Below are 23,083 nucleotides of genomic sequence, written 5' to 3'. Positions count from 1 at the left end.
GATAAAGGCCGACGGTACTGCCCCCGCGCTGTGAAGCGACTGGGCAGTATCATTTTTTTGATGATACTTTTGATGTAACATTTGTATCAATTCCGGCTTAAAAATTTCAAAAACAAATAAAAAGCCCTTAAGTTTACAACAAATTACCTTCCATTAAGCAGCTGCTGTTTTTTGGATCACACAAACAAACACATATTTATGACTATTCTCACCTTTACAATCATCCTTCTCCTGGGTGCTTTTGTAGCAGGGCTCTTAGGATCCCTAACGGGCTTAGGCGGAGGGGTCGTTGTCATCCCCTTATTGACACTTCTGTTTCATGTAGATATCCGTTATGCCATTGGAGCGGCCTTATTGGCTTCCATAGCGACTTCATCCGGTGCGGCTACAGCTTACGTCAAGGAAGGCATCACCAACATCCGGCTCGGGATGTTTCTAGAAATCGCAACCACCATCGGTGCCGTTATCGGTGCTATTATCGCCATTTACATGCCGACGAATACCATCGCAATCATCTTTGGTGTTGTTCTTATCTTCTCTGCTGCAATGACGGTCCGCAAGAAAAACGAACATGCACTTTCCGGTGGCTCGGCCCTGGCCGAAAAATTGAAACTGAACAGTACTTATCCTGCCGATGGGAAATTAGTTCCCTACAAATTGACCAACATAGTTGGAGGATTCTCTTTGATGGGAGTTGCAGGAATTCTTTCTGGCCTACTAGGAATCGGTTCGGGTTCCCTCAAAGTACTCGCGATGGACAGCATGATGAAAATTCCCTTTAAAGTCAGTACCACAACGAGCAACTTTATGATCGGTGTCACCGCAGCGGCTTCTGCTGTCGTGTATTTACAAAGAGGGTATATGGATCCAGGTATTGCTTTTCCGGTTATCCTGGGTGTATTATGTGGAGCCATTACAGGATCCAAGCTCCTAAAACGAATGAATCCAAAGACTTTACGCATTATTTTCGCCGTCGCTATTACACTGGTGGCATTAGAAATGATCTTTAACGGGTTCCAGCATAAATTCTAAAACTTCAGTTTACACGATTTAGGATTTCAGTTTCACAACGTCCTTCCTCTATACGATGAAGGAAACAATTAATCAAAATGAAACAAGTATTTTCGAAACACTATTGGGGAGACAAGGACATCTCGCTTCTAGTAGGACAAATTTTACGTATAGGTGTTATATTAGCTTCCACCATTCTTATCCTAGGTGGCATCCTCTATCTCATTGTTCATGGACAGGACGCCGTACCAAACTATAGAGATTTTGTCGGTGAGGGAAATTCCAACACAACAATTACCGGAATTATTACAGGTGCATTTAGCCAAAACATTCCACAGATTATACAACTAGGTGTGCTGCTATTGATCTGTACCCCTATCGTACGCGTGATCGGTTCACTATTTGGATTTGTAATCGAAAAGGACAGACTTTACATTGTCATTACACTGATTGTATTGACAGTCATCATAGGCAGTATACTCAGCGGCGTCAAGGGATAATAACTTATCTCTTGGCCCGCAACCAAGTGGATTTTTCCAATGCATATTCGACGTTTTTCCGTTCAGGCTCATTTACGTAGCTGACCATCTTTTCAGCTACTTTAACGGCCCCCAGACGCTCTACGGCCTTTTGGGAACGATAATTTTCCGCACCGACGTGCAGATAAATTCTGTCGACAAAATTGAATGCAAAATCAAACATCATCTCTTTCACCAGGGGATTGATCCCTGCTCCCCAATAAGCACGCGCATAAAAAGTATACCCAACAAAAATAGATTTTTGGGTTTCATCAAGCCCATAATACCGCGTACTTCCGATACAAGTACCACTTTTCTTATCCAAGATTAAATAGGCAGATCTACTCGCCAAAGCGCCTTCAAAAAATCCACGAAAAACATCTTCTTTCCATCGGTCTCTATTGGGATGCTGCTCCCAGATCAGCGGATCTTTAGCAACCTGGTAAAGCGTATCAAAATCCGCTGGTTCAATAATTCTTAATACGACCTGATCGTTTTCAAGTGTGTTGGGTGCGACAAACTTCATGAGACACATTTATAGTTTTAGCGATTCAAAATATTCTAATTCCTACAGAAGATACCAATTATTGATGAAACAATCTGAATTAAGGTAATATTCAGTCAAATATTACACCAAAATGTCGATTCCAAAGCGCTTATGATAAAATTACAAGCTAAGCAATTATCAGCTACTGAATGATTTACATCAGAATTGACTGGAATATGTGAGCTTGTTAAATTTGCATTGCAAAATTTCGTATTTTACAGCCAAATGGAACAATTTAAGGAATTTGTAAAACAGCGTATTGATGTCACCGAAGAAGAGCTGGATGACATTGTTTCACGTTATCAGGTAAGGAAAATAAAGAAAAAAGAATATTTTCTCCGGGCGGGGGAAGTCTGTCACTACGAAGCCTACGTGATCAGTGGTTTATTTAAATCATTCTATGTCACTGCTGATGGCATTGAACATATCCTACAGTTTGCAATTGAAGATTGGTGGATTGGTGATATTGCCAGCTTTAATTATCAGGAGCCGGCACTGCAAAATATTCAGGCGCTAGAGAATTCAGTGGTACTTACGCTTTCTAAAAAAAATAAAGACAAACTTTATGAAGACCATCCAATCTTCGAGAAGCTCTCCAGAATAATGGCCCAACGCGCTCAGATTGCATCTCAGCACCGCATTATCTCAAGCATAGGTTTTACAGCGCAAGAGCGCTACCTGGATTTCATCAAAAGGTATCCAAAAATCTATCCGAGGATTTCCAACATGCAACTCGCATCCTATCTTGGTGTCACTCAAGAATTTCTGAGCCGCCTCAAAAGACAAATATTGAAGCCTAGCCGAAATTCTTGACCTACATCAATTTTTTCCTTGTCAGTTTATCCCACCTTTGCAAAAGCTTGTTCAAACAAACATTTTGAGCATTTGAAGGTTAGATAAATAAAAAAGAAAACAACATGAATAAATTTATCCAAATTTTGGCTGTAGCAGTATTAATGGTTAATATTGCTGTAGCACAAGTAAAATGGTCTGCAGACCCTGCGCACACAAATGCAAGATTTGATGTAAAACACTTGGGGATCAGTTTTGTCGACGGTGAATTCACCAAGGTGGAAGGTACAGTTGAAACCGCAACAGGAACAAGTTTCAATAATGCCAAAGTTAATTTCTCCATCGACGTCAACAGCATTGATACACGAATCGCTGCCCGTGATAACCATTTGAAGACAGATGATTTCTTTGCTGCGGATAAATTCCCTAAAATGACATTGAAATCTATCAGTTTTAAAAATGCGAAATTAAAAGGAAAATATATTATGGTAGCAGATTTAACCATCCGTGATGTAACGAAAAAAGTAACTTTCGACGTAACTCAAAATGGTGGAATCATTACTGATCCTTGGGGAAAAACACGTGCTGGTTTTACCGCTAAAACAAAAATCAACCGTCAGGATTTTGGCATGAAATACAATGACAAATTACCTTCTGGTGTAGAAGCCGTTGCTTCTGATGTGGATATCATTGTCAACACCGAATTGGTTTTAAATTAATTGAAAATAATAAATCACACTAACTTAGTGGCTATCCTGTTTGATATAGGATAGCCACTTTTTTATAAGCCTTTTAACATACCGCCATCAAGGGGAATAGTTGTACCCGTTAGATAACTAGCATATTCCGAACAGAGAAAAGCAACGAGATATCCATATTCTTCGGGTCTACCCAAACGTTGTGCAGGCACCTGTTTTAATCGTAATTGCAATGCTTCTTCGTAGGATATTCCCAAACGTTGCGAATCTAGCTTAGTTAACGACTGAATGCGATCCGTATCAAACAAACCTGTTAAGATACTGTTGACAGTGATGCCGTCTTTGGCAACATCCTCAGCCAGCGATTTGCTCCAGCTAATTAATGCTGTACGAATCGTATTGGACAACACCAAATTGGACACAGGTTCTTTCACAGTAGAAGATGAAACATTAATTATACGACCATATCCGTTTGTCCGCATATAAGGAAGCGCACAGGAGGTGGTATAACAGTGGTTTTGAAACAACAATTCAAAAGCGTGCTGGTAATCCGCTAGATTTTTTTGGTCTATGGTACCCGCTTGAGGGCCATTTGAATTGTTGATCAGTATATCAATCTTATTTGATTGAAAATAATGTTCGATCTGTTTTTTATAGGCTTCGTGATCGTTATAATCCACCAGAATATATTGGTGAACCTGTCCCTTTGACCTGTCAAGACTTTCACAGGTACGCTGCAAATTTTCCTCATGACGGGAAGCCAGCGTTACCGATGCACCGCAAGAAGCTAGCACCTGGGCAATCCCCGCACCTATACCTGCAGAACTCGCTCCGATTAATGCTTTTTTCCCATGTAGATTGATTTCCATATTTTCTTATTTTCCGTTTGTAGTTGATATTCAATCGAACCAATAGGTTACGCTCAACCTAATATAGGTATGTGGGTTAGTCATTATCTTTGGCACGGATCATGGCAATAAATAAATAGACAGCGAAGACCCATGCCGACCCCAGACATATCCAGGCAAATACGGGGATCCCCAACCACTGTGGTTCTACCCTTGCCACGATCACCATTCCGCCCAATAGATTGAGCGACATAAACATAATACCGATAACGATGCGATTGACACCTTTGCGCAGGATTGTATTAAAGGATCTTGCACTGATCAGGCGATGGTTTAGTGTAAAATTTCCAGTCCGAAATAAGCGCACAAGCGCGCGCATATCCTCCGGAAGTTTTTCAACATCTCGTGCAAAAGATTCAATTTTATGTTTTCCTTTTTTGAATATAGCCTCCGGAGAGAGCCGCTCCATCATTATTCTGCGGGCAAAAGGTTTGATGCTCTCCATGATATTGAGGTCGGGATATAATTGGCGCCCGATGCCTTCCATCAGGGAAATACCCCGCATCAGTTGATAAATATACTCCGGAAAATACAAGCGATTATCACCAATGATTTTCCACAATTTATTAAACAATAAATCTAAGCTCAGATCGCCGAGCGATACATTATCAATCATATCAAAGATCTCGTAGAGAGACCGTTCAAATTGATTACGATCTGGAATATGGCTAACCACAGCAACATCTTCGATCACGTCTGCAAGTCGCACAGCATCTTCAGAAATCGCCGATTGAATAAATTCTTCCAGCTGCCTACGGTCTATGCCTAATAATTTACCCATATTTCCAAAATCCAAAAAAGCGATGCGCCCATCTGGCATCACCATCATATTTCCAGGATGGGGATCGCCATGGAAGAAACCATGAATAATCACTTGCTCCAGGTACAAATTGATTCCATTTTTTACCAGAGTCTGGACATCCATTCCCCGGCGCTTAATTTCGACGGCATCGGTTACCTTGAAACCATCAAGATATTCCATGCATAGAACACGATCCGAGGAGAGTTCAGGATAAACTCGAGGCACTTTAATCAGCTTATTTCCTTTAAAGTTTTTTGCGAAGCGCTCAATATTATGCCGCTCGATCACCAAAGACATCTCTTCCTGCAAAGTCATCGCGAAAGACTCAACAATCAGTGAAAGATTCAGGTTTTCCAATGCATCATTGTACATGGTCAGAATTTTGGCAATATCACGCATGAGGGCCAGATCAACGCGCATAACCTCATCAATGCCAGGACGACGGACTTTCAAAACCGTTGGAGTTCCATCTTTTAAGGTGGCACGATACACCTGTGCAATAGAGGCGGCAGCGAAGGGTTCAGGAGCAATCTCTTGGAAATGCGCTTCAACATCCAGCTCAAGTTCCTCTGTCAGATAAGTTCTAATATCAACTTCAAAAGGCGGAACATTATCCTCTAGGCGCTTAAGTTCATCGACGAGATCTTTGGGTAATAATCCTTCCCGCGTCGACGCAGATTGGCCAAGCTTGATAAAAGCTGGACCGAGCTCCTCAAGCGCCATGCGAATACGGGCATACACACTGATATTATCGACGTCAATAGCGTTCTCTACGGCTGATCTCGATCCTTTCCAAGGCAATCGGGCGATCGCATCTTTAAAACCATACTTGGCCAATATACTTAAGATCTGGGAACTGCGCTGTAACTTCTTCGTCGGATTATACATAACGGACAATGGTTTTCGATAACAATATACGAAATATCCCTGCCCCAAAATACAAACACTTATAAAAACGAAGCGGATATTCCATATGGACTAAAAAAAATATGAATAAGCATATGAAACAAAAACCTTACCTATTTTGGATTTAGGCATCTTGACTAAAAAATCAAGTCTTCAACAGCATAGTAGACATCAGAGGAGACAGTAAATTATTCCGTCTCCATTTGATCCAATTTCTCCTTGATCTGTATGATATACCTACCGTAATAACATCGAATCATAATTTCTGTCAGACCAAAAACAAGGACGATAGAGATAATTGCCGAAAGAATCATCCAAACAATAAAGTTGGGTTCTTTTTCAAAAGTTTCCTTGAAATGGTACAGCCTATCAAACCAGACAGTAGTCCTGTTCTGTGCAATCATTATAAGATAAAGAAATAAAGCTTGGGGAATCATCACATAGGCCGCAATACGATAGGTCTCTACGGCATACTTCAAATCATAATACAGCTTGAGCAAGTACTCTTTAGAAGCCAATAATTCGATCTTTTTGGTGCTCTTTACGAGGTAAAAGAACCTGCGGTAATATAAAAGACTTGATAATGATATCTGTACGATAAAAAAGTAATACGCAAATGCTGCATAACCTTCAATCCTATACATCGGCAAGAGAGGTACCAAAAACAGAAAGCCCATACAGAGAGCCCAGGAGATAAACTCGCGCTTGATATTCTTGCGCAACTTGCCCATGATATTGCCGACTTCCTTATAGTATTTGAGATTTGGATTCTGTAAATCTTCATCTGTAGGCTGTTCCTGCCAAGATTTTTTTAACTCATCAAAATTCATAATTGTATTTTTTAATGATTTGTTGAATTCGCTCTTTTGTGCGGTTTAATTTTACACGGGCATTGACTTCCGATATACCCAGATTTTGTGCAATCTCGCGATGACTCTGACCTTCCAAAAACAAAAAGATAAGTGCCTTTTCGATTGCATTGAGTTCTTGAACCGCCTGATAAAAGACTTTTAATTGCTCGTCTTTATCGCTGTCATACGTTTCTTCTGCAAAATCATGCCTTTCCTCCAGCGCATCATAAATCTGATGTTTCTTTTCCTTTTTTAAGAATACCATTGCGGTATTGAGGGCAACACGGTACATCCATGTTGAAAATTTACTCTGTTGTTTAAATGTTGCATAGGATTTCCAAAGCTGATAGACGATTTCCTGATAAAGATCCTGCCTCCCCTCGTGATCATCCATATACATACGGCTCACCTTAACGAGAATACCTTTATTCTCGTCTATCAATCTAAGAAATTCTATTTCCGATGGGTTCACCTGGCAATTTTTCTTTAAGTATATTTAGGTAATAAGTATAGCAAACAAACAAAGTGTTACAGCTTTATTTAAAAATATGTAAATTGTTATTAAAAAAGAGGCTAATCTCAGTAGATTATGGAAAATATATTTTATCAAGGTCAGATTATATGGGCACAGATCGATGCAAATAGACATATGCGACACTCTGCTTACGCTGATATCTGTGCACAGGCCCGTAGTAATATGTTGAACAAAATGGGTTTTTCACTGGATAAATTTGCCGAATATCATATCGGTCCGATTTTATTCAGGGAGGAACTGATCTATTTTAAAGAAGTACATTTGGATGAATATGTGCAGGTAAAAGTAGAACTGACAAAGTACAACAAAACCAATAGCCGTTTTTCATTTGTTCATCAGGTTTTTCGTCATGACGGTGTATTGTGCTGCACAGTTAATGTCGATGGCGCATGGCTGGACCTCCAAAAACGGAAATTAACGAAATTGCCAGAAGAGATGGAGCCTCATCTTGCCAGAATTCCTCGCGCAGCAAATTATGAGGAAACCGAATAATCTATTCAAGGCAACAAGACCATCATTTTGAATAAAAAATCCCTCGGAACATAAACGGGCTCCGAGGGATTAAAACATAAACTAAACCTAAAAACTATTTTCTTTTAGTCACCTTTGGTCATTTCCAAAATGAACTATTTCTTGTATGCTGCTGGATTATTTAACTTCAATCAAACGCTTTGCAATGATAGCATCTTCTTTCTTGCCAACAGTCAAAACCAATATCCCACCTTCATAGGCAGCTTCGATATTGCTATAATCTACCGTCTCTGGTAACGTAAATGACCTAGAGAACGAAGAGTAATTGAATTCTTTTTTGCTGTATAATTTTTCTTCACTAACAGTTTCCTCTTTTTTCTCAGCTGAAATCGTAATTAGATTTTTATCTACATTAATCTTAAAGTCGGATTTGTCTAATCCTGGCGCAGCCATCTCAATTTTAAATGATTTTTCGGATTCTGATATATTTACCGCAGGTACACGGGATACCAAACGATCTGAGATAAAGTTATCATTGAATAAATTGTCGAATACAGTGTTTACGAATGGATTTACTGCATCAGTGTTTAAACTTTTTGTAGGGAATTTAATTAATGCCATTTTTTGTCCTCCTAATTTTTTGTTTTATTGTTAAGCTTTTTGTTCTAACTATTTGAAAGGTGATATTCAATTAGCGTACCACCCCTATTTAAAAGACAAAATGTCACTATAAAATAAAAATAAATGCCATTTTGACTTAAAGATAAGCTATTTCACACCGTCCAGATGACCTATTTATCATCATTCAGCCGCTATTACTAGTACAAAAACAGCCCTTAAATTGATTAACGTGTAAGAGGCAAAACGGTTTATCAAAAACTGTTAAATTTTTATGAAGAGCTTTACAATAGCTGTAAAAAGAATATCTTTCATAGACCATAGGAAACCAAGTCCTCATCTAAAGATATTGCGCCCTGTAGTTTTATAACAATGGTTCAAAAAAATCGCTAAGATTGATGTTGTTCCAGCGTAGCAATCAATAAGGATTTGACTGCATCATAAATATAGTCCTTGGCTTCCGCATAGGATATCCCATAGCGTCGTGGGACACCATCTGAATAATGCGGAAACGGTTTAAATAGTTTATCATAGTAAACATCCAGCTGTATAGCTGTCGGCAACTCAAAAGCTAGGCGAAGCTGAAAACGCCGGATAACAGCTGTATCCAATATTTCTGGATGATTCGTTGCAGCTATCAACACCGCTTCAGCCGGAAAATAATCGATCAGCTGTATAATGGTGTTCACGAGTCGGCGCATCTCCCCGACATCCTTCTCCTCACTGATCCGCGCCTTTCCGATCTGATCGAATTCGTCTAAAAATAAAACCGCTTTTTCACGCCCCGCCTTATCAAAAACCTGTTTAATATGTTGTGAAGTTTCTCCAATACGCGAAGAAATGAGATTGCTCAAATTCAATACATAAATTGGTTTCTGTAGTGCTGTTGCCAAGGCTTTTGCTGTGGTTGTCTTTCCGCAGCCCGAATAACCATGCAGTAAAATCTTATTACTAACCGGCAGACCGTATTGTGAAAGCTCTTTTATATAACGATGTTCTTTAATCAGCTGCTGGAGTTTCAGACGGCTTTCTTCTTCTAAGAAAACGTCTTCCAAGGCTATCTTTTCCTTATCAGTAATGACAAGATCATAAATATTCATAATGTTCATTTAAGACTATCCGGTAACCGGCTGCAAACCTAGATCTTCGGTTCGATATACAACTGGTCCAGTTTAGTTTTAATCCTTAAAATATTTGAGGCTAACCTGGGAACAAGAAAGATCCCCTCCGAAAGGCGGATTCGATTTACGTATCACCACCTCAATTGTTACCGCATGTGTAACCTTTTCCCTAATCTGATCCAGTATTTCTGATGCTGCAGATTCCAGCAGCTTGCGTTTAGGCAGCATGACGCCGGCGGTAATCTGGTAAAGCTCCTCGTAATTGAGTGTATTTTTCAAATTTTCCGTTTCTGCATTCAAAAATGGAAAACATACGTCAATAGAAACAAAAAACTCATTGCCAAGTACCTGTTCTTCTTCATAGTAACCTATAGGTGCATAGAACCTTGCTTCTTTCAGCGATACTGTCTGTAAAATGGTTGCCATGCACAAACCTAAGGAAATTGTTCCAAACATTGGGATTATTTGTATATTTAGGCATACCAAAACCCCAACAGATGAACTTTTCTTTATCATCAGCGATAGCGACAACGCTTTTATTTGGTGCCACTGCATTACAGGCCCAAACAAATATGAAACCCAGCGACACCGAATATTATAGCCCGGTGCCACCGACATTAACGATCAATCATGGTATTCCAAGCGATGCTATTGTCCTTTTTGACGGCAAGGATCTCAGCAGATGGAAAAGCGAAAAAGGGAAAGCAAACTGGACTGTCGCCAACAACGTCCTCGAAGTGAAACCCGGCGCGGGAGCTATTGAAACCACCGAAAATTTTACAGATTTCCAGTTACATGTGGAGTGGAAAAGCCCCGAAGTAATCAAAGGGGAAGGCCAGGGCCGTGGCAATAGCGGTATTTTCTTGCAGGGACTTTATGAAATTCAAGTACTGGACAACAATAACAACCCAACCTATGTCAATGGCGGCGCAGGCAGTCTTTACAAACAACGTCCACCGCTGGCACAAGTAATTGCTCCGGACAAATGGCATGTCTATGATATCATTTACAAGGCTCCCCAATTCAATAAAGATGGAATATTAACCAGCAAAGGAACGGTAACGGTCTTACATAATGGAGTCGTTGTACAAAACAACACCCAAATCGACGGTACAACAGAATATATCGGACTGCCAAAGCAAATAAGCCATGGCCCAGGTCCAATTATATTGCAAGATCACGGTGATCTGGTGCAGTTCAGAAATATCTGGCTACGTAAACTATAGGTTTGCAGCAAACAATTTTAGTTAGAAAAGCAACAATTCTGTACTAGGTTTTATAGGGCTATTTCCCTAATTTAGCCCTATAAAATTAAAAACAAACGGAATGTAATGAGCTCTTTGTGCCCATAATTTTCTACCGCAGCAGGCTGCTAAGCCCAAGCTGTGTAGATCTATGAAGCGCAAATAACCACAGATAACAAGCTCAATTATGCCGTTGAGTATAAACATTCACACAATATTAAAGTTTAATGAAAAGAATTGCGCTATTCTTCTTGTTGGCAAGCTCCATCAGCAGCTATGCACAACGTAACCTTAATTTAGAAGAAACCGTCTTTGGCCCCCGCACCTATGCACCTACATCAATTGCTGGAGCATCGTGGATCCCAAAATCCAACAGCTTCTCCTATCTCGATAAATCGTATCAGAATCTGCTATCCAAAAGTGCCGCTGGCAACTGGAATGAAACGAACCTGGTCACTAAAACAGATCTCGAAGCAGCATTAAAAGCGGCCATCCCGAATGAAAATTTCAATCTGCGTCAATTTCCTTATGACTACAAATGGCGTGACGGCAACTCCTTATTACTCCAAATCGATGGAAAAGATAAAACCTATTCTGTAGCTTACAACATTAAATCAAAAAATATTGAAAGCTTTATTGGCAATGACAACAAAGGAGCTAACCGCGAGTTAAACGCTGATTTTTCAAAAATCGCCTATTTAGTCGACAATAACATTGTAATTGTTGACAAGGGTGGCAAAATTACTCCTGTCACGAACGACACCGACAAAGGGATTGTCAATGGAAGCGATTATACACACCGCCAGGAATTTGGTATCAAGAAAGGTATGTGGTGGAACAATCAAAATGACAAACTACTTTACTATCGTAAAGATGAGACAATGGTTGCCAATTATCCCTTACCGCAATGGAGCACTAAAATTGCGGAGATCAAATGGATAAAATACCCCATGACAGGCCAAAAGTCAGAAGAAGTTTCTTTGGTCGTATATAATACCACGACCGGACAAAAAGTAACCCTTCAAACCGGCGAGCATGCAGAGCAATACTTAACCATGGTTACCTGGGACCCATCTGGAAAATACATTTACGTCGGACTCCTTAACCGTGGCCAAAATGACCTTAAAGTCAACAAATACAATGCTGAAAACGGATCCTTGGTCAAAACCCTATTTGAAGAAACCGCAACAACCTGGGTGGAGCCAGAAAATCCGTTGACATTTCTACCAAACAAACCTGATCAATTCCTTTATCAATCCGATAAGGACGGCTACAATCAGCTTTACCTTTACAATACCGAGGGCAATCTGATTAAAAAATTAGGCTATAAAGATATCGTCATGGAAACATTGCTCGACTTCTCGGCTGATGGCAACAAAGTAAGTTATACCGGCGTAACCAATAATGGTTTGGATCGCCAGTTATTCGAAGTCGATTTAAAATCAGGAAAAACGACTCAATTAACAAATGAATCAGGTATGCACCATGCATCTTTAAGTGACGATGGCAAATATATCTACGATCAGTATAGCAACTTAAAAACACCGAATAAAATTCAAATCAAGGAAGTTAAATCTGCTAGGGAAACAACTTTAGTTCATGCAGAAAACCCTTTTTCCGGAAAAATTAATAATCCCAAAATCGAATTTGTACAGTTGACATCCGCAGATGGAAAATACCCATTAACAGGACGTATCATTTACCCAAATGATTTTGATCCGGCAAAGAAATATCCGGTCATGTACTACCTATATGGCGGATCACATTCGCAGCTTGTTTCCAATAAATGGCTTGGTGGAGCAGGTTATTTTGATATGTACATGGCTCAACAGGGCTATATTGTCTTTACAATGGACAATCGTGGCACAAACTATAGAGGACGTGATTTCTACACGGCCACACACCGCAACCTCGGTCAAAACGAGATGGCCGATCAGATGAAAGGGATTGAATTCCTTAAATCAAAATCCTTTGTTGACCAACAGCGTATGGGAATTTTCGGATGGAGTTTTGGCGGTTTTATGACCACTTCTTTCATGTTGCACCATAACGACATCTTCAAAGCTGCCGTTGCCGGAGGCCCTGTAATCGACTGGAAATTTTACGAGGTTATGTATGGAGAACGCTACATGGACACGCCGCAGGAAAATCCGGAAGGTTATAAATTAACATCTTTGCTCAATAAAGCCGATCAGCTGAAAGGACGATTATTGATCATCCACGGTGCACAGGACCCTGTCGTTGTACAGCAAAATAGCATGGAATTTTTAGAAGCTTGTATCAAAGCCGGCAAACAGGTGGATTACTTCCTCTATCCTACCCATGAACACAATGTAATGGGTAAAGACCGTATCCACATGTACGAAAAAATTGCTGACTACTTTAATCAGCATCTCAAAAACCCATCCTAAAACTTTGGAAAACAATAAAACCAAAAAGGCATCTTTCAATATGAAAGGTGCCTTTTTGGTTTTATACTGTACAATAAGTATCTTTAATAGCAACGTAAAACCCAATTATCCACATACTTTGAAAAAGAACATTCCTTTTGCCCTGATTATACTCCGCCTTGTCTTAGGACTGCTTCTGTTGTTCTTTTACTGGCTTAAGGTGGATCATTTTAAATGGTATGCTATTTCATTTCTTATGATCGGATTATTGAGCGATGTATTTGACGGCATTATTGCCCGTAGGCTAGCTGTTTCTACCGCACTGTTACGTCGATGGGACTCCAGTGTTGATCTCCTGTTTTTTGCCTGTGTCTCATTAGTAAGTTACCTGAGCTGCCCCCAATTTTTTATGGATAATGCCACATTGATTTTGATCCTGATAGGATCAGAGATACTAACCTACATCATTAGCTTTGTAAAATTTAAAAAAGAAATCGCAACACACTCCTTTGGAGCAAAGATATGGACGTTATTTTTATTCGCCCTTTTAGTTGAATTACTCCTACATTGCCAATCAACAATCTTATTTCAATTAACTATCTGGCTAGGCCTTCTTACACGGCTGGAAATCATTGCTATTATTTTGACGCTCAGAAACTGGTCTAACGATATCCCAAGCATCTATCACGCTATCCAGCTACGCAAAGGAAAGGCGATCCTTAAAAACAAGTTATTCAATAGTTAATACGGCTCCTGATCCAAGCCTTCTTCCGTTCCTGGCCTGCTGCCCTTTAGCCAACCGAGCATCTGAACCAACCGCAATAAGGCCATAAGACAACAATCGTTCAATAATACTCCGATCAGAAACCAAACCCAGACAAGGAAAAAACACCGATTTTACGCCATTTGACGTGAAACTACGTATCCCTACCAAAGACCGGTCATTTTCACGAAAGATCAACCACTCCGTCCTGTAGTTCTCCAATTTGGCAAATGAAGTCTCTCCAAAAGAAAAGAAGCCACATATGAGAAATAGATAAACGAAGAGGAGTTGTTTCATAACTAATTGCCACTGGTTCTTTTTGATTGAAGGTTTGTTGGCCAGATCATCGGCTTGCCTTCTTTATCAATTGGTAACACTATTTTATCCCGTGAAACCAAAGCCGGCTCTTCACAAGCGAGATAAGTCAAAATCGCCACAATAATAGCATTTTGCTTTACCTCGTCAAAGACAATCTTATCATAGGTATCCCGATTGGTGTGCCAGGTTACTTTACCGTAGTCCCAAGAAGTAGAAGAAAGACCAAAAGCAGGGATTCCCTTTTGAACAAAAGAAGAATGATCACTTCCGCCTGTCCCAGGCATCCCCGGAAAACTGGTCTGGATTTCATTGCGAAAATCTTCAGGCAAATATTGCAGCCAACGGCTGATATATTCATACGATTTTTCAAAACCGCTACCCCCTATCCGAACAATACGACCTGTTCCATTATCCTGGTTCCATACCACCTGTATATTTTTGGCAATCTCAGGATGATCTTCCACAAATGCAGAAGAGCCATTCAGTCCCTGTTCTTCACTTCCCCAGTTTCCAACTAAAATGGTTCTTTTATTTTCTGGATAAACCTTTCTTAAAATACGGACGGCCTCCATCATCGTAATCACCCCCGTCGCATTATCCGTAGCACCCGAAGCGCCATCCCAAGAATCCAGATGTGCCGAAAGCACGACATATTCATTTGGTTTCTCCTTGCCTTTGATCTCCGCAATACTGTTATATGTTTTTGATGTCCCTAGTTCTTTTGAATTTCCTTGCAGGGATACGCGTGGTTTGATACCATGCTCCGCCATGCGGTATAACAAACCATAATCTTCCAATCCGACATTAAATACCGGAATCTTTTTGGATTTTGCATCAAATATCCGGGTAATACCCGGCAATTCAGTCCAATACGAATCAATTACGCCAACTGCCCCTGCATTTTCCAGCGCCAATGGCAGTGTCCGGCGGGTACTTCCCGTATAGGACATACTACCTTCCCATTTTTTTAGCTGGTCATTTTTTAAAGATTGATATTTTTCATAACCTTTAACTGATGCAGACTCTTTCCAATTGGCATCTGACCTTCCCGATATGGGGTTCATCCCAATCAGGACAATCTTCCCTTTTACCGTTTTAAGCCAAGACTGAAAATCGGATTGGGAGCTAAACAAGGGCATAGCGACCACTTCTGCCTCGATCCCTTTTTCCTTCGTCATAGGACTAAAAGCCAACTGTGTACCTTCTAAAGACTTTATTCTCGGATAGGTCATCGTCACCTGAGAAGCACCTCGTTCCCATGAACGCCACTCGCCATAGGCTTCATTACGTGCTTCAGCTCCAAGTGCACTATATTTTTTAACCACCCAATCATGCGCCTGCTGCATCTGCGGACTTCCGACAAGACGGGGACCGATCATATCGATCAACTCAAATGCATACTTTTCCAATTGCGAATTTGCATTTGCTTCCTGAACAATCGAGGTGACCATTGCTTCTTTATTTTGAGCAAATACACCTCCCGTACCAAATAATAGCAATGCAAGTCCCAAAGATTTCATCTTACGCTGCTTCATTGAACCTATCTTCATGTATATCATTATTTATTTTATAATTATCCGTTAATAAGCTAACACCACAATCGCGATCTACTTCTTCGCGCATTCAGTTCTTCTTTTAAAAAGAGACTCTGGAATACACGCTATTTTGATCAGCTATAGTTAATTTAGAGACCCAAAGTTCCTTGTGATTGGTTTTCCCGAAAATTACTAAAGAATATTTAAAAAAACACATTCATTTTCATTCTCCTCAAATTAGTTATCCTTGTTTCGCTAAAAAAACACAGAGAAAAACATAAAAAAGCCTGAAAAGAATCTTTCCAGGCTTTACTAAATATAGATATGAGGGTTGATTAGTTACACTGCTTCCACTTTGGATTTTTCGTAGCTCTCTTGGTGGACTGAGGCTACAGCTCTTCCAGATGGATCATTCAGATTCTGGAAAGAAGCATCCCAGGCCAAGGCCTCTGGGGTACTGCATGCAACAGATTTTACCGAAGGAACAGTTTGCGCCGCCGCTGCTGAAGGGAAATGCGATTCAAAAATCGTCCGATATAAAAACTCTTCTTTATTTTTCGGCGTGTTGATCGGGAATCGTATAGCAGCCTCAGCAAATTCCTGATCGGACACTTTGCTTTCCGCCTGCTCTTTTAGCGTATCGATCCAGCTATAGCCCACACCATCAGAAAATTGCTCTTTCTGGCGCCATGCAATACTTTCTGGTAGATAGTCCTCAAAAGCTTTACGTACCACCCATTTTTCCATTCTTCCGTCACGGATCATTTTATCCGAAGGGTTGATACGCATGGCAATATCCATAAATTCTTTGTCCAAGAAAGGCACACGTCCTTCTACTCCCCAGGCTGCAAGTGATTTATTTGCCCGCAGACAATCGTATAGGTAAAGCTTTTTCAGTTTACGTACCGTTTCTTCATGAAATTCCTGTGCATTGGGCGCTTTATGGAAATAAAGATAACCTCCGAAAAGTTCATCTGAACCTTCACCCGACAACACCATTTTGATCCCCATCGATTTGATCACACGTGCTAGTAGATACATCGGTGTTGAAGCACGCACTGTTGTGACATCATAGGTCTCCAAATGATAGATCACATCACGGATCGCATCCAATCCTTCTTGAATGGTAAAGTTGATCTCATGATGTATCGTTCCGATATGATCTGCAGCTTTCTGTGCGGCAATTAAATCCGGCGCACCCTTCAGCCCCACCGCAAAAGAGTGCAACTGGGGATACCATGCTTCTTCTTGATCGTCGCTTTCAATCCGTTTGGAGGCAAACTTCTTCGTTACCGCAGCAATTACGGATGAATCCAATCCTCCAGATAGGAGCACACCATAAGGTACGTCCGACATCAACTGGCGGTGCACAGCATCTTCTAATGCTTTACGTAAAACCGCGATATCGGTCTCCTTATCTTTGACGGCATCATAACTTTCCCAGTCGCGTTGATACCAGCGCTCCGGAACTGTCCCCGTTTTGCTATAAAGATAATGTCCCGGAGGAAATTGTTCGATCGTCTCACAGAAACCCTCCAATGACTTTAATTCAGACGCAACAAATAATTGCCCTTGTTCATCCTTGCCATAATATAAGGGGATAATGCCCATATGGTCACGCGCAACAAAAAAGGAATCGTCACGTGAATCATATAGTGCAAAACCAAAAATGCCATTTAACTCATCAACAAATGAGGGACCCTTCGCCAAATATAAAGCCAACACAACTTCAGAATCACTTTGTGTCGAAAACTCATAATCAGGAAGACTATTTCTTAATTCATGGTGGTTATAGATTTCGCCATTAACAGCTAGTACAACTTTTCCATCCGGACTGTACAAAGGTTGACTTCCCGATTTAGGATCAACGATAGCTAATCTCTCGTGTGCCAATAAGGCTTTGTCACCCGTAAATATGCCCGACCAATCAGGGCCACGGTGACGAATACGTTTTGACATTTCTAATACTTGAGATCTCAATGAGCTTGCAGGTTGCTTTAATTCAAAAGCGCCAATAATTCCACACATATTATGAAAATTTTAAATATTTCGTTTTTACATTATGTTATTGACACAAAGTAAAACAATTAAAAACTAAATTCATAATGATTTTTAATATTTATTGTGTTTTTATTAAAAAACAATTTTAAAACAAACAAAATTGGCAATAAAACACTTATTTGTTTACAATAATCACACAATAGATTAACAATTGGTCTGCGGATTTATCGTTAAATTAACTTCGTAATCAAATAACCAGGACATGGATCTAATTAGAACTTTCTATAGCGAGCTTGCGCTTACGCCACAAGAATTAAATGCCATCACGGAGAAACATGAAGCCATAACAATCAAGAAGGGCGATTTTATATTGACCAAAGGGCAGGTTTCAAATGCTTATTACTTGATAGAGTATGGACTTACACGTTCCTTTTTACATGATTATGAAGGCAATGAAGTAACAATAAGTTTCTGCAGCGACAATGATGTCGTCATTGAAGTAGCTTCTTTTTTTCAGCGCAATCCCACAGTTGAAAATATTCAGGCGCTCATGGAAACCCGTCTTTGGAAAATAAAATTTGAAGATTTTCAGGAGCTCTTTCATCAGATTCCTGAATTTAGAGAGTGGGGGCGCTCCTGGATGGCTAAAGAACTTGTCCATAGCAAAAATAGAGCTATTGCCATGATCACAGAACCCGCCACTTCGCGGTACCTGCGACTGATCAAAGAAAAACCAATATTGATACAACAGGCACCTTTAAAACATATTGCCTCCTATCTGGGTATCACCGACACTTCCTTAAGCCGTATCCGCAAAGAAATTGTCCACGGAAATTAACCCATTTCAATGAATAAAAGACTACTTTCTGAAATCTTGCCTTAAGGCAAGATTTTTAAGAAAACTTCAGCTTAATTTTATAAGAGCATCCTCGGGGCAATTTACCTCGGCCCACTGAGAATGAAAATTTGAGAAAAAGAAGTAATCATTATATTCAAAAATTAGAAATCATGGCAAAATTACACGCTTATTTAAACTTCAACGGAAACTGTGAAGAGGCATTCAACTTTTATGAAAAAGTCTTCAACACAAAAAATCCGGGCTACATGCGCTACGGAGATATTCCTGCTGACCCACAGATGCCACCTGTTCCAGATGAGGCAAAAAACAAAATCTGCCATACTGCAATTTCTATCAATGGAGATAGCATGCTGATGGGGGCTGATGTCATTCCCGCTTTTGGTCAACAATATATTCAAGGAAACAACAGCTACGTCATGCTGATGTGTGAAAGCACAGCAGAGGCAAAAACACTGTATGACGCATTAAGTACCAACGCAAAAGTTGTTGAAATGCCGCTCGGCGAAACATTTTTTGCCGAACTATACAGTGCTTTTCAGGATCAATTCGGCATTTGCTGGATGGTCTATTTTGGCGGAAATAAAGAGCAGGATTGCGAAAGTAAGCCTTAAGCGAACTCAACAGAGATCAAGATATTTGACACAATAGGGGCGGTAACAATAGTGTACCGCCCTTTCCATTTCCTATAACTTCCCTTATTTTGCGTAATTTCAATTGAAAACGCCCTAAAAGGAAACGATCCTTTTCTATCGCAGGCTTTCACCGTGCCCCAGGACTTCTTATTTTTTTGTTAGTACTTCCTGCTCAAATAACACAGCGTCCCAACCATTAGACATAAATTGACGTATATTCTGATGTCCTGCTCCAGCCGGATTGTCAAGCACATTTTGATAATGTTCAGCAAACAGGGCTAAAGTTTCCTCTTGTGAGAGATTATTCAATTTTGCAAAATAGAAAACTTTTGCACTGCCCTGATTTTCTTCCTTCGAATTTTTCAGTGTTCCATTCTGAAAAGCGCTAGCACTATAATTGTACTGATCGGCAATATGCTCCAATACTTCCTGAAACTGCAATTCACCTTCTTTTGATTTATTCAATAATTCTTCTGTTTTCATGATGATGTTCTCTATAAAAATCTATTTTAAATCGATCGGGTCAGATCCTAACCAGAACCGACAAGTATTAATCCGTTCTAAATAATTCCGTACAGCGCACCTCCTTTTGCACCAAGCTGATCTACTCTTCTTTCCACAGCTTCATCTTTAATCAACGCGGGCGCATGGTGAGGTTTAGTTCGGGCATCGATAATAAGCGGCCCCTCACAGCCCCAATGTTTAAAGGCCGTAAAACTATTTATTCCATAAATATCGAACGCAGGATTACTGCGTGTAAACGTTGTCCAGACAAAGTTATTAACCGTTGCAGCGGTGAAATGAGCATCATCACATAAAACGATCAATGGAAAACCTTCCCAGGAACAGCCTGCCGCAGCCTGGCACCATTCCGCTATGATCTTCGATTCATGCGCATAGGTAGAAAACGCCTGACCATCGATCGCAACAACCCCCGGCATAACAAATTTCGCCTGATTGAACGGCCGTGGCAGGTCAAAATTAGCCGGTAATTCACGTCCCAGCGTCCTCTTCTTCGTTCCAGCCGCAGCAAAGACCACCTTTGACCCTGCATTCAGTCCATCGCCAGAATAATCCAAGGTATCTATTGTTGTATTTGTCTGAAAATGGATATCGCGAGTTAGGTCTATCCGCTCAAGGATATGTCCAAAGAATGCTGGAATATTGTAGATATCCAATTGCGGATTATCTTCATGTGCTGAAATAAACAAATATTTAGCAAGACTAAGCTGATTTTTACCGAGTATCTGATTAGCGATCGTTAAAATTTCCTGCGGTCGATCCACACGTTGATACGGCGTATAACGTTCAGAACCTATTGCAAAAAGCAGCGGATGCACACCAGCCGCATCAACAGCATTGACAGCATGAAGTCCAGAAATTTCTTTTGGAATGGCTGCTCCGGTGATTTCATGGATTAAAGCCCCAAAACTGGTATCTTCCTGCGGTGGCCGTCCCACAACTGTAAAAGACCAAATTGGATTTTTCTTATGATACACATTGTGTACTTTCATTAATGGAAACGGATGGGTTAAGCTATAATATCCGATGTGGTCACCAAAAGGGCCTTCCGGTTTATTTTCGTTCGGATAAACAGTTCCGGTAATCACAAAGTCAGCATCTGCCGAAATACAGAACCCTTCATCATCATAGAAATAACGAAATCTCCTATTTCCCAATGCTCCTGCGAAAATCATTTCAGAGAGTCCTTCGGGCAAAGGCATCACAGCGGACAAAGGATGAGCTGGCGGCCCACCAACGAAGATACTTACCTTTAAAGGTTTACCGAGTGCATTGGCTTTTGTTTGATGGATCCCTATCCCACGATGCAACTGATAATGCAAACCAATCTCCTGGTCTTTCACATAATCATTGCCCGATAACTGGATACGATACATGCCTAAGTTGGCCTGCATAATCCCAGGTTTGGCCACATCTTCCGTATAAACCTGCGGCATGGTGACAAATGCGCCACCGTCCATTGGCCAGTTGACAATCTGCGGAAGTTTACTGATCGAGGTTTTACCATGAAGTATCGGGGCACCGGACTTTTTTTTCCAGGGCAGCGCACCAAGAGCGGTCATAGATGAACCGATATATTGAAAAGGGTTTTTTAGCACTGCTGCAGGATTCATCTTCACATCTACCAATTTCTTCAGGTGATCCAGTGAATCCCGAAACATAAATTTCGAACGATCCAGCGTTCCGAACAAATTGGAAACAGCCGGAAATTCCGAACCTTTGATATTTTCAAAATATAGCGCCGGGCCTTCAACATCAAACACCCGCATATGGATTGCGGCCATTTCCAGATAAGGGTCTACTTCTTCTTTGATCCGGATTAAATGACCATGTTTTTCAAGATCGGCAACACACGCTTCTAAACTATTGTATCCCATATATTAAATCTGCTTCAACACGTTAATCCACAAATTTAACAGAATAATTTATTAAACCGACCATAAAGAGAAAACCGCCGCTTAAACTAGGTATCCATGCAGACATAGGCCTTCAGGGGTGTGAATTCAAATGGCTGAACTTTCTGCCAAGTCGAATTATCGACATTCTTTTCATAATAAAGCACTCTTCTGAACTCGTCAATATCTTCTTTATTGATATCATTCAATCTGGTCAGCAAGAGTTTAGCAAAGAATTTATTGACACCTATTTCTCTTTTTTGGCTTTCGGAAGTACAGGTCAAATAGTGATAAAACAAGCCTCTGAATGTCATTTCTTCATTTCCACCAAGGTAAATAACCTCTGATATAAAGTTATTTTCCCAAGGCATTTCCCTTAACCAACGGTATACATCAAGCAAAGGCAGCGGTCGAAACTTTAAAGAAGCCACCCAGTTCCAATAAAATATGGTCTGTCGCTTGGCGAGTTTAGTAAAGATCCGATTTAAAACACTTTCCTTTCCCACCACGCTGCTTTTAATGACAATCGTATATTGAACACGTAAGTTTTCCAGCAGATTGCGCACCGGTTCCAGAAAATGTTCATCCATTAGCCGAGCGACATAAATGACACGGTTATTTCCTGCACGTTTACAGATTTCCACAAAATTGCGCAAACCGAGCAATTCAAGCTGAAGCTGAATATCATTGTCAAGCGAAGGAACCTGCGTAAAATAGATCCCAAAATTGAGATCGGCGATTTGAAATTTCTCAAAAGCCTCCCCTTTTCGTAACAGATCCAGTTCAAAAAGCTTTGCCGTCACCTTTTCCTTTACTATTTTATTAAAAAGGGATAAGTTGCGCACCAATCCCGTCACATCAAAATCTCTGGATTGCAAATAACAGGATGCCCGTCGTCCCAGATAGGTATTTAGCCCGCTGATTAAAACCTTTTTCATTCGAATTCTCTATTTTATGGCTAGTGAAACCACTATGCTTCAATTATTCGCTTTTATTATTACGAACGATCCAACATGACCATTTCTTCCTCGTATTCTGTATCCATTTATTATCATCTCAACCCCTTAAACGAACAAAATTCTTAGGATGGTTTCATCGGTGATGCAGCTATCTTTTCCATGTTTTTCTTGCTCTTTTAATATTTTG

The 23,083-nt window shown here is 40.4% G+C and carries 24 protein-coding genes; 10 read left to right on the top strand and 14 right to left on the bottom strand.

The genetic code is table 11. The features are described 5' to 3' along the window. Positions 1-198 precede the first annotated feature (198 nt). Both B3C94_RS11535 and B3C94_RS11530 read left to right on the top strand, forming a co-directional pair. Positions 199-1,032 carry a sulfite exporter TauE/SafE family protein gene (locus B3C94_RS11535; RefSeq protein WP_293903710.1) on the top strand — a complete coding sequence of 278 codons (834 nt, stop codon included), beginning with the start codon at positions 199-201 and terminating at the stop codon, positions 1,030-1,032. Positions 1,033-1,109: 77 nt separating this feature from the next. Further along, complete coding sequence (locus B3C94_RS11530) at positions 1,110-1,511, top strand: DUF1634 domain-containing protein (protein WP_293903707.1); 402 nt, start codon at positions 1,110-1,112, stop codon at positions 1,509-1,511. Between the two features lie 4 nt (positions 1,512-1,515). Here the strand turns inward: B3C94_RS11530 and B3C94_RS11525 are convergent, their stop codons facing one another. After that, positions 1,516-2,055 (bottom strand): GNAT family N-acetyltransferase, encoded by a 540-nt coding sequence (locus B3C94_RS11525; RefSeq protein WP_293903704.1) that lies wholly within the window; start codon positions 2,053-2,055, stop codon positions 1,516-1,518. A 246-nt stretch (positions 2,056-2,301) separates the two neighbouring features. On the opposite strand from B3C94_RS11525, the gene B3C94_RS11520 reads away from it, so the two are divergent. Together B3C94_RS11520 and B3C94_RS11515 are read left to right on the top strand one after the other, a co-directional pair. Next, positions 2,302-2,889 carry a Crp/Fnr family transcriptional regulator gene (locus B3C94_RS11520; protein WP_293903701.1) on the top strand — a complete coding sequence of 196 codons (588 nt, stop codon included), beginning with the start codon at positions 2,302-2,304 and terminating at the stop codon, positions 2,887-2,889. Positions 2,890-2,993: 104 nt separating this feature from the next. Next, entirely contained in the window at positions 2,994-3,587 is a 594-nt protein-coding gene (locus B3C94_RS11515; protein ID WP_293903698.1) for a YceI family protein, read from the top strand. A gap of 62 nt (positions 3,588-3,649) precedes the next feature. On the opposite strand, the gene B3C94_RS11510 is transcribed toward B3C94_RS11515, so the two are convergent. The 4 genes from B3C94_RS11510 to B3C94_RS11495 form a co-directional block, all read right to left on the bottom strand. Continuing rightward, positions 3,650-4,435 (bottom strand): SDR family oxidoreductase, encoded by a 786-nt coding sequence (locus B3C94_RS11510; protein ID WP_293903695.1) that lies wholly within the window; start codon positions 4,433-4,435, stop codon positions 3,650-3,652. A 76-nt stretch (positions 4,436-4,511) separates the two neighbouring features. Further along, a complete protein-coding gene (locus B3C94_RS11505) occupies positions 4,512-6,164 on the bottom strand; it encodes an ABC1 kinase family protein (protein ID WP_293903692.1) in 1,653 nt (550 codons plus the stop codon). A 206-nt stretch (positions 6,165-6,370) separates the two neighbouring features. After that, positions 6,371-7,012: a hypothetical protein gene (locus B3C94_RS11500; RefSeq protein WP_293903689.1), complete on the bottom strand. Its 642-nt coding sequence runs from the start codon at positions 7,010-7,012 to the stop codon at positions 6,371-6,373. Further along, positions 7,002-7,505 (bottom strand): RNA polymerase sigma factor, encoded by a 504-nt coding sequence (locus B3C94_RS11495; RefSeq protein WP_293903686.1) that lies wholly within the window; start codon positions 7,503-7,505, stop codon positions 7,002-7,004. Before B3C94_RS11495 ends, B3C94_RS11500 begins: the two co-directional genes overlap by 11 nt. 117 nt (positions 7,506-7,622) lie before the next feature. On the opposite strand from B3C94_RS11495, the gene B3C94_RS11490 reads away from it, so the two are divergent. Further along, complete coding sequence (locus tag B3C94_RS11490; RefSeq protein ID WP_293903683.1) at positions 7,623-8,060, top strand: acyl-CoA thioesterase; 438 nt, start codon at positions 7,623-7,625, stop codon at positions 8,058-8,060. A gap of 156 nt (positions 8,061-8,216) precedes the next feature. Here B3C94_RS11490 and B3C94_RS11485 read toward each other — a convergent pair whose 3' ends face one another. From B3C94_RS11485 to B3C94_RS11475, 3 genes are all read right to left on the bottom strand, one after another. Then, positions 8,217-8,660 carry an Hsp20/alpha crystallin family protein gene (locus tag B3C94_RS11485; protein ID WP_293903680.1) on the bottom strand — a complete coding sequence of 148 codons (444 nt, stop codon included), beginning with the start codon at positions 8,658-8,660 and terminating at the stop codon, positions 8,217-8,219. A gap of 386 nt (positions 8,661-9,046) precedes the next feature. Beyond that, positions 9,047-9,757 carry an AAA family ATPase gene (locus B3C94_RS11480; RefSeq protein ID WP_293903678.1) on the bottom strand — a complete coding sequence of 237 codons (711 nt, stop codon included), beginning with the start codon at positions 9,755-9,757 and terminating at the stop codon, positions 9,047-9,049. 78 nt (positions 9,758-9,835) lie between these two features. Beyond that, the gene (locus B3C94_RS11475) at positions 9,836-10,234 is read right to left on the bottom strand and encodes a dihydroneopterin aldolase (RefSeq protein ID WP_293903675.1); all 399 of its coding nucleotides are present in this window, start codon (positions 10,232-10,234) and stop codon (positions 9,836-9,838) included. Positions 10,235-10,275: 41 nt separating this feature from the next. Here B3C94_RS11475 and B3C94_RS11470 point away from each other — a divergent pair, with 41 nt between their 5' ends. The 3 genes from B3C94_RS11470 to B3C94_RS11460 all read left to right on the top strand — a co-directional run bounded on the left by B3C94_RS11470 (position 10,276) and on the right by B3C94_RS11460 (position 14,157). Further along, complete coding sequence (locus B3C94_RS11470; RefSeq protein WP_293903672.1) at positions 10,276-11,004, top strand: 3-keto-disaccharide hydrolase; 729 nt, start codon at positions 10,276-10,278, stop codon at positions 11,002-11,004. 245 nt (positions 11,005-11,249) lie between these two features. After that, the gene (locus B3C94_RS11465) at positions 11,250-13,433 is read left to right on the top strand and encodes a S9 family peptidase (protein WP_293903669.1); all 2,184 of its coding nucleotides are present in this window, start codon (positions 11,250-11,252) and stop codon (positions 13,431-13,433) included. A gap of 4 nt (positions 13,434-13,437) precedes the next feature. Then, positions 13,438-14,157, top strand: a complete 720-nt coding sequence (locus tag B3C94_RS11460) for a CDP-alcohol phosphatidyltransferase family protein (RefSeq protein ID WP_293903666.1) — start codon at positions 13,438-13,440, stop codon at positions 14,155-14,157. Here B3C94_RS11460 and B3C94_RS11455 read toward each other — a convergent pair. The 3 genes from B3C94_RS11455 to asnB all read right to left on the bottom strand — a co-directional run bounded on the left by B3C94_RS11455 (position 14,143) and on the right by asnB (position 18,056). After that, the gene (locus B3C94_RS11455) at positions 14,143-14,472 is read right to left on the bottom strand and encodes a hypothetical protein (protein ID WP_293903663.1); all 330 of its coding nucleotides are present in this window, start codon (positions 14,470-14,472) and stop codon (positions 14,143-14,145) included. The genes B3C94_RS11460 and B3C94_RS11455 overlap by 15 nt on opposite strands. A gap of 2 nt (positions 14,473-14,474) precedes the next feature. After that, entirely contained in the window at positions 14,475-16,043 is a 1,569-nt protein-coding gene (locus B3C94_RS11450) for a M20/M25/M40 family metallo-hydrolase (protein WP_293903660.1), read from the bottom strand. A 324-nt stretch (positions 16,044-16,367) separates the two neighbouring features. Continuing rightward, entirely contained in the window at positions 16,368-18,056 is a 1,689-nt protein-coding gene (gene asnB / locus B3C94_RS11445) for an asparagine synthase B (protein WP_293903657.1), read from the bottom strand. A 235-nt stretch (positions 18,057-18,291) separates the two neighbouring features. Here asnB and B3C94_RS11440 point away from each other — a divergent pair, with 235 nt between their 5' ends. Together B3C94_RS11440 and B3C94_RS11435 are read left to right on the top strand one after the other, a co-directional pair. Continuing rightward, a complete protein-coding gene (locus B3C94_RS11440) occupies positions 18,292-18,867 on the top strand; it encodes a Crp/Fnr family transcriptional regulator (RefSeq protein ID WP_293903654.1) in 576 nt (191 codons plus the stop codon). Positions 18,868-19,037: 170 nt separating this feature from the next. Beyond that, the gene (locus tag B3C94_RS11435; protein ID WP_293903651.1) at positions 19,038-19,499 is read left to right on the top strand and encodes a VOC family protein; all 462 of its coding nucleotides are present in this window, start codon (positions 19,038-19,040) and stop codon (positions 19,497-19,499) included. Positions 19,500-19,667: 168 nt separating this feature from the next. Here B3C94_RS11435 and B3C94_RS11430 read toward each other — a convergent pair whose 3' ends face one another. From B3C94_RS11430 to B3C94_RS11420, 3 genes are all read right to left on the bottom strand, one after another. Continuing rightward, positions 19,668-20,003, bottom strand: coding sequence for a HopJ type III effector protein (locus tag B3C94_RS11430; protein WP_293903648.1), 336 nt, complete (start codon positions 20,001-20,003; stop codon positions 19,668-19,670). 77 nt (positions 20,004-20,080) lie between these two features. Continuing rightward, entirely contained in the window at positions 20,081-21,919 is a 1,839-nt protein-coding gene (locus B3C94_RS11425) for a UbiD family decarboxylase (protein WP_293903645.1), read from the bottom strand. An 86-nt stretch (positions 21,920-22,005) separates the two neighbouring features. Then, positions 22,006-22,875, bottom strand: a complete 870-nt coding sequence (locus tag B3C94_RS11420) for a hypothetical protein (RefSeq protein WP_293903642.1) — start codon at positions 22,873-22,875, stop codon at positions 22,006-22,008. Positions 22,876-23,083: the final 208 nt, after the last annotated feature.

Source organism: Sphingobacterium sp. UBA5670, from assembly GCF_002420705.1.
In the GTDB taxonomy this organism is placed as follows: Bacteria; Bacteroidota; Bacteroidia; order Sphingobacteriales; family Sphingobacteriaceae; genus Sphingobacterium.
Note: the sequence above shows the minus strand (reverse complement) of the source record. Positions and strands in the feature narration are given on the sequence as shown.

Coding starts and splice junctions, on each gene's coding strand:
- B3C94_RS11535 (WP_293903710.1), top strand. CDS start 199: ATGACTATTCTCACCTTTACAATCATCCTTCTCCTGGGTGCTTTTGTA.
- B3C94_RS11530 (WP_293903707.1), top strand. CDS start 1,110: ATGAAACAAGTATTTTCGAAACACTATTGGGGAGACAAGGACATCTCG.
- B3C94_RS11525 (WP_293903704.1), bottom strand. CDS start 2,055: ATGAAGTTTGTCGCACCCAACACACTTGAAAACGATCAGGTCGTATTA.
- B3C94_RS11520 (WP_293903701.1), top strand. CDS start 2,302: ATGGAACAATTTAAGGAATTTGTAAAACAGCGTATTGATGTCACCGAA.
- B3C94_RS11515 (WP_293903698.1), top strand. CDS start 2,994: ATGAATAAATTTATCCAAATTTTGGCTGTAGCAGTATTAATGGTTAAT.
- B3C94_RS11510 (WP_293903695.1), bottom strand. CDS start 4,435: ATGGAAATCAATCTACATGGGAAAAAAGCATTAATCGGAGCGAGTTCT.
- B3C94_RS11505 (WP_293903692.1), bottom strand. CDS start 6,164: ATGTATAATCCGACGAAGAAGTTACAGCGCAGTTCCCAGATCTTAAGT.
- B3C94_RS11500 (WP_293903689.1), bottom strand. CDS start 7,012: ATGAATTTTGATGAGTTAAAAAAATCTTGGCAGGAACAGCCTACAGAT.
- B3C94_RS11490 (WP_293903683.1), top strand. CDS start 7,623: ATGGAAAATATATTTTATCAAGGTCAGATTATATGGGCACAGATCGAT.
- B3C94_RS11485 (WP_293903680.1), bottom strand. CDS start 8,660: ATGGCATTAATTAAATTCCCTACAAAAAGTTTAAACACTGATGCAGTA.
- B3C94_RS11480 (WP_293903678.1), bottom strand. CDS start 9,757: ATGAATATTTATGATCTTGTCATTACTGATAAGGAAAAGATAGCCTTG.
- B3C94_RS11475 (WP_293903675.1), bottom strand. CDS start 10,234: ATGTTTGGAACAATTTCCTTAGGTTTGTGCATGGCAACCATTTTACAG.
- B3C94_RS11470 (WP_293903672.1), top strand. CDS start 10,276: ATGAACTTTTCTTTATCATCAGCGATAGCGACAACGCTTTTATTTGGT.
- B3C94_RS11465 (WP_293903669.1), top strand. CDS start 11,250: ATGAAAAGAATTGCGCTATTCTTCTTGTTGGCAAGCTCCATCAGCAGC.
- B3C94_RS11455 (WP_293903663.1), bottom strand. CDS start 14,472: ATGAAACAACTCCTCTTCGTTTATCTATTTCTCATATGTGGCTTCTTT.
- B3C94_RS11450 (WP_293903660.1), bottom strand. CDS start 16,043: ATGAAGATAGGTTCAATGAAGCAGCGTAAGATGAAATCTTTGGGACTT.
- asnB (WP_293903657.1), bottom strand. CDS start 18,056: ATGTGTGGAATTATTGGCGCTTTTGAATTAAAGCAACCTGCAAGCTCA.
- B3C94_RS11440 (WP_293903654.1), top strand. CDS start 18,292: ATGGATCTAATTAGAACTTTCTATAGCGAGCTTGCGCTTACGCCACAA.
- B3C94_RS11435 (WP_293903651.1), top strand. CDS start 19,038: ATGGCAAAATTACACGCTTATTTAAACTTCAACGGAAACTGTGAAGAG.
- B3C94_RS11430 (WP_293903648.1), bottom strand. CDS start 20,003: ATGAAAACAGAAGAATTATTGAATAAATCAAAAGAAGGTGAATTGCAG.
- B3C94_RS11425 (WP_293903645.1), bottom strand. CDS start 21,919: ATGGGATACAATAGTTTAGAAGCGTGTGTTGCCGATCTTGAAAAACAT.
- B3C94_RS11420 (WP_293903642.1), bottom strand. CDS start 22,875: ATGAAAAAGGTTTTAATCAGCGGGCTAAATACCTATCTGGGACGACGG.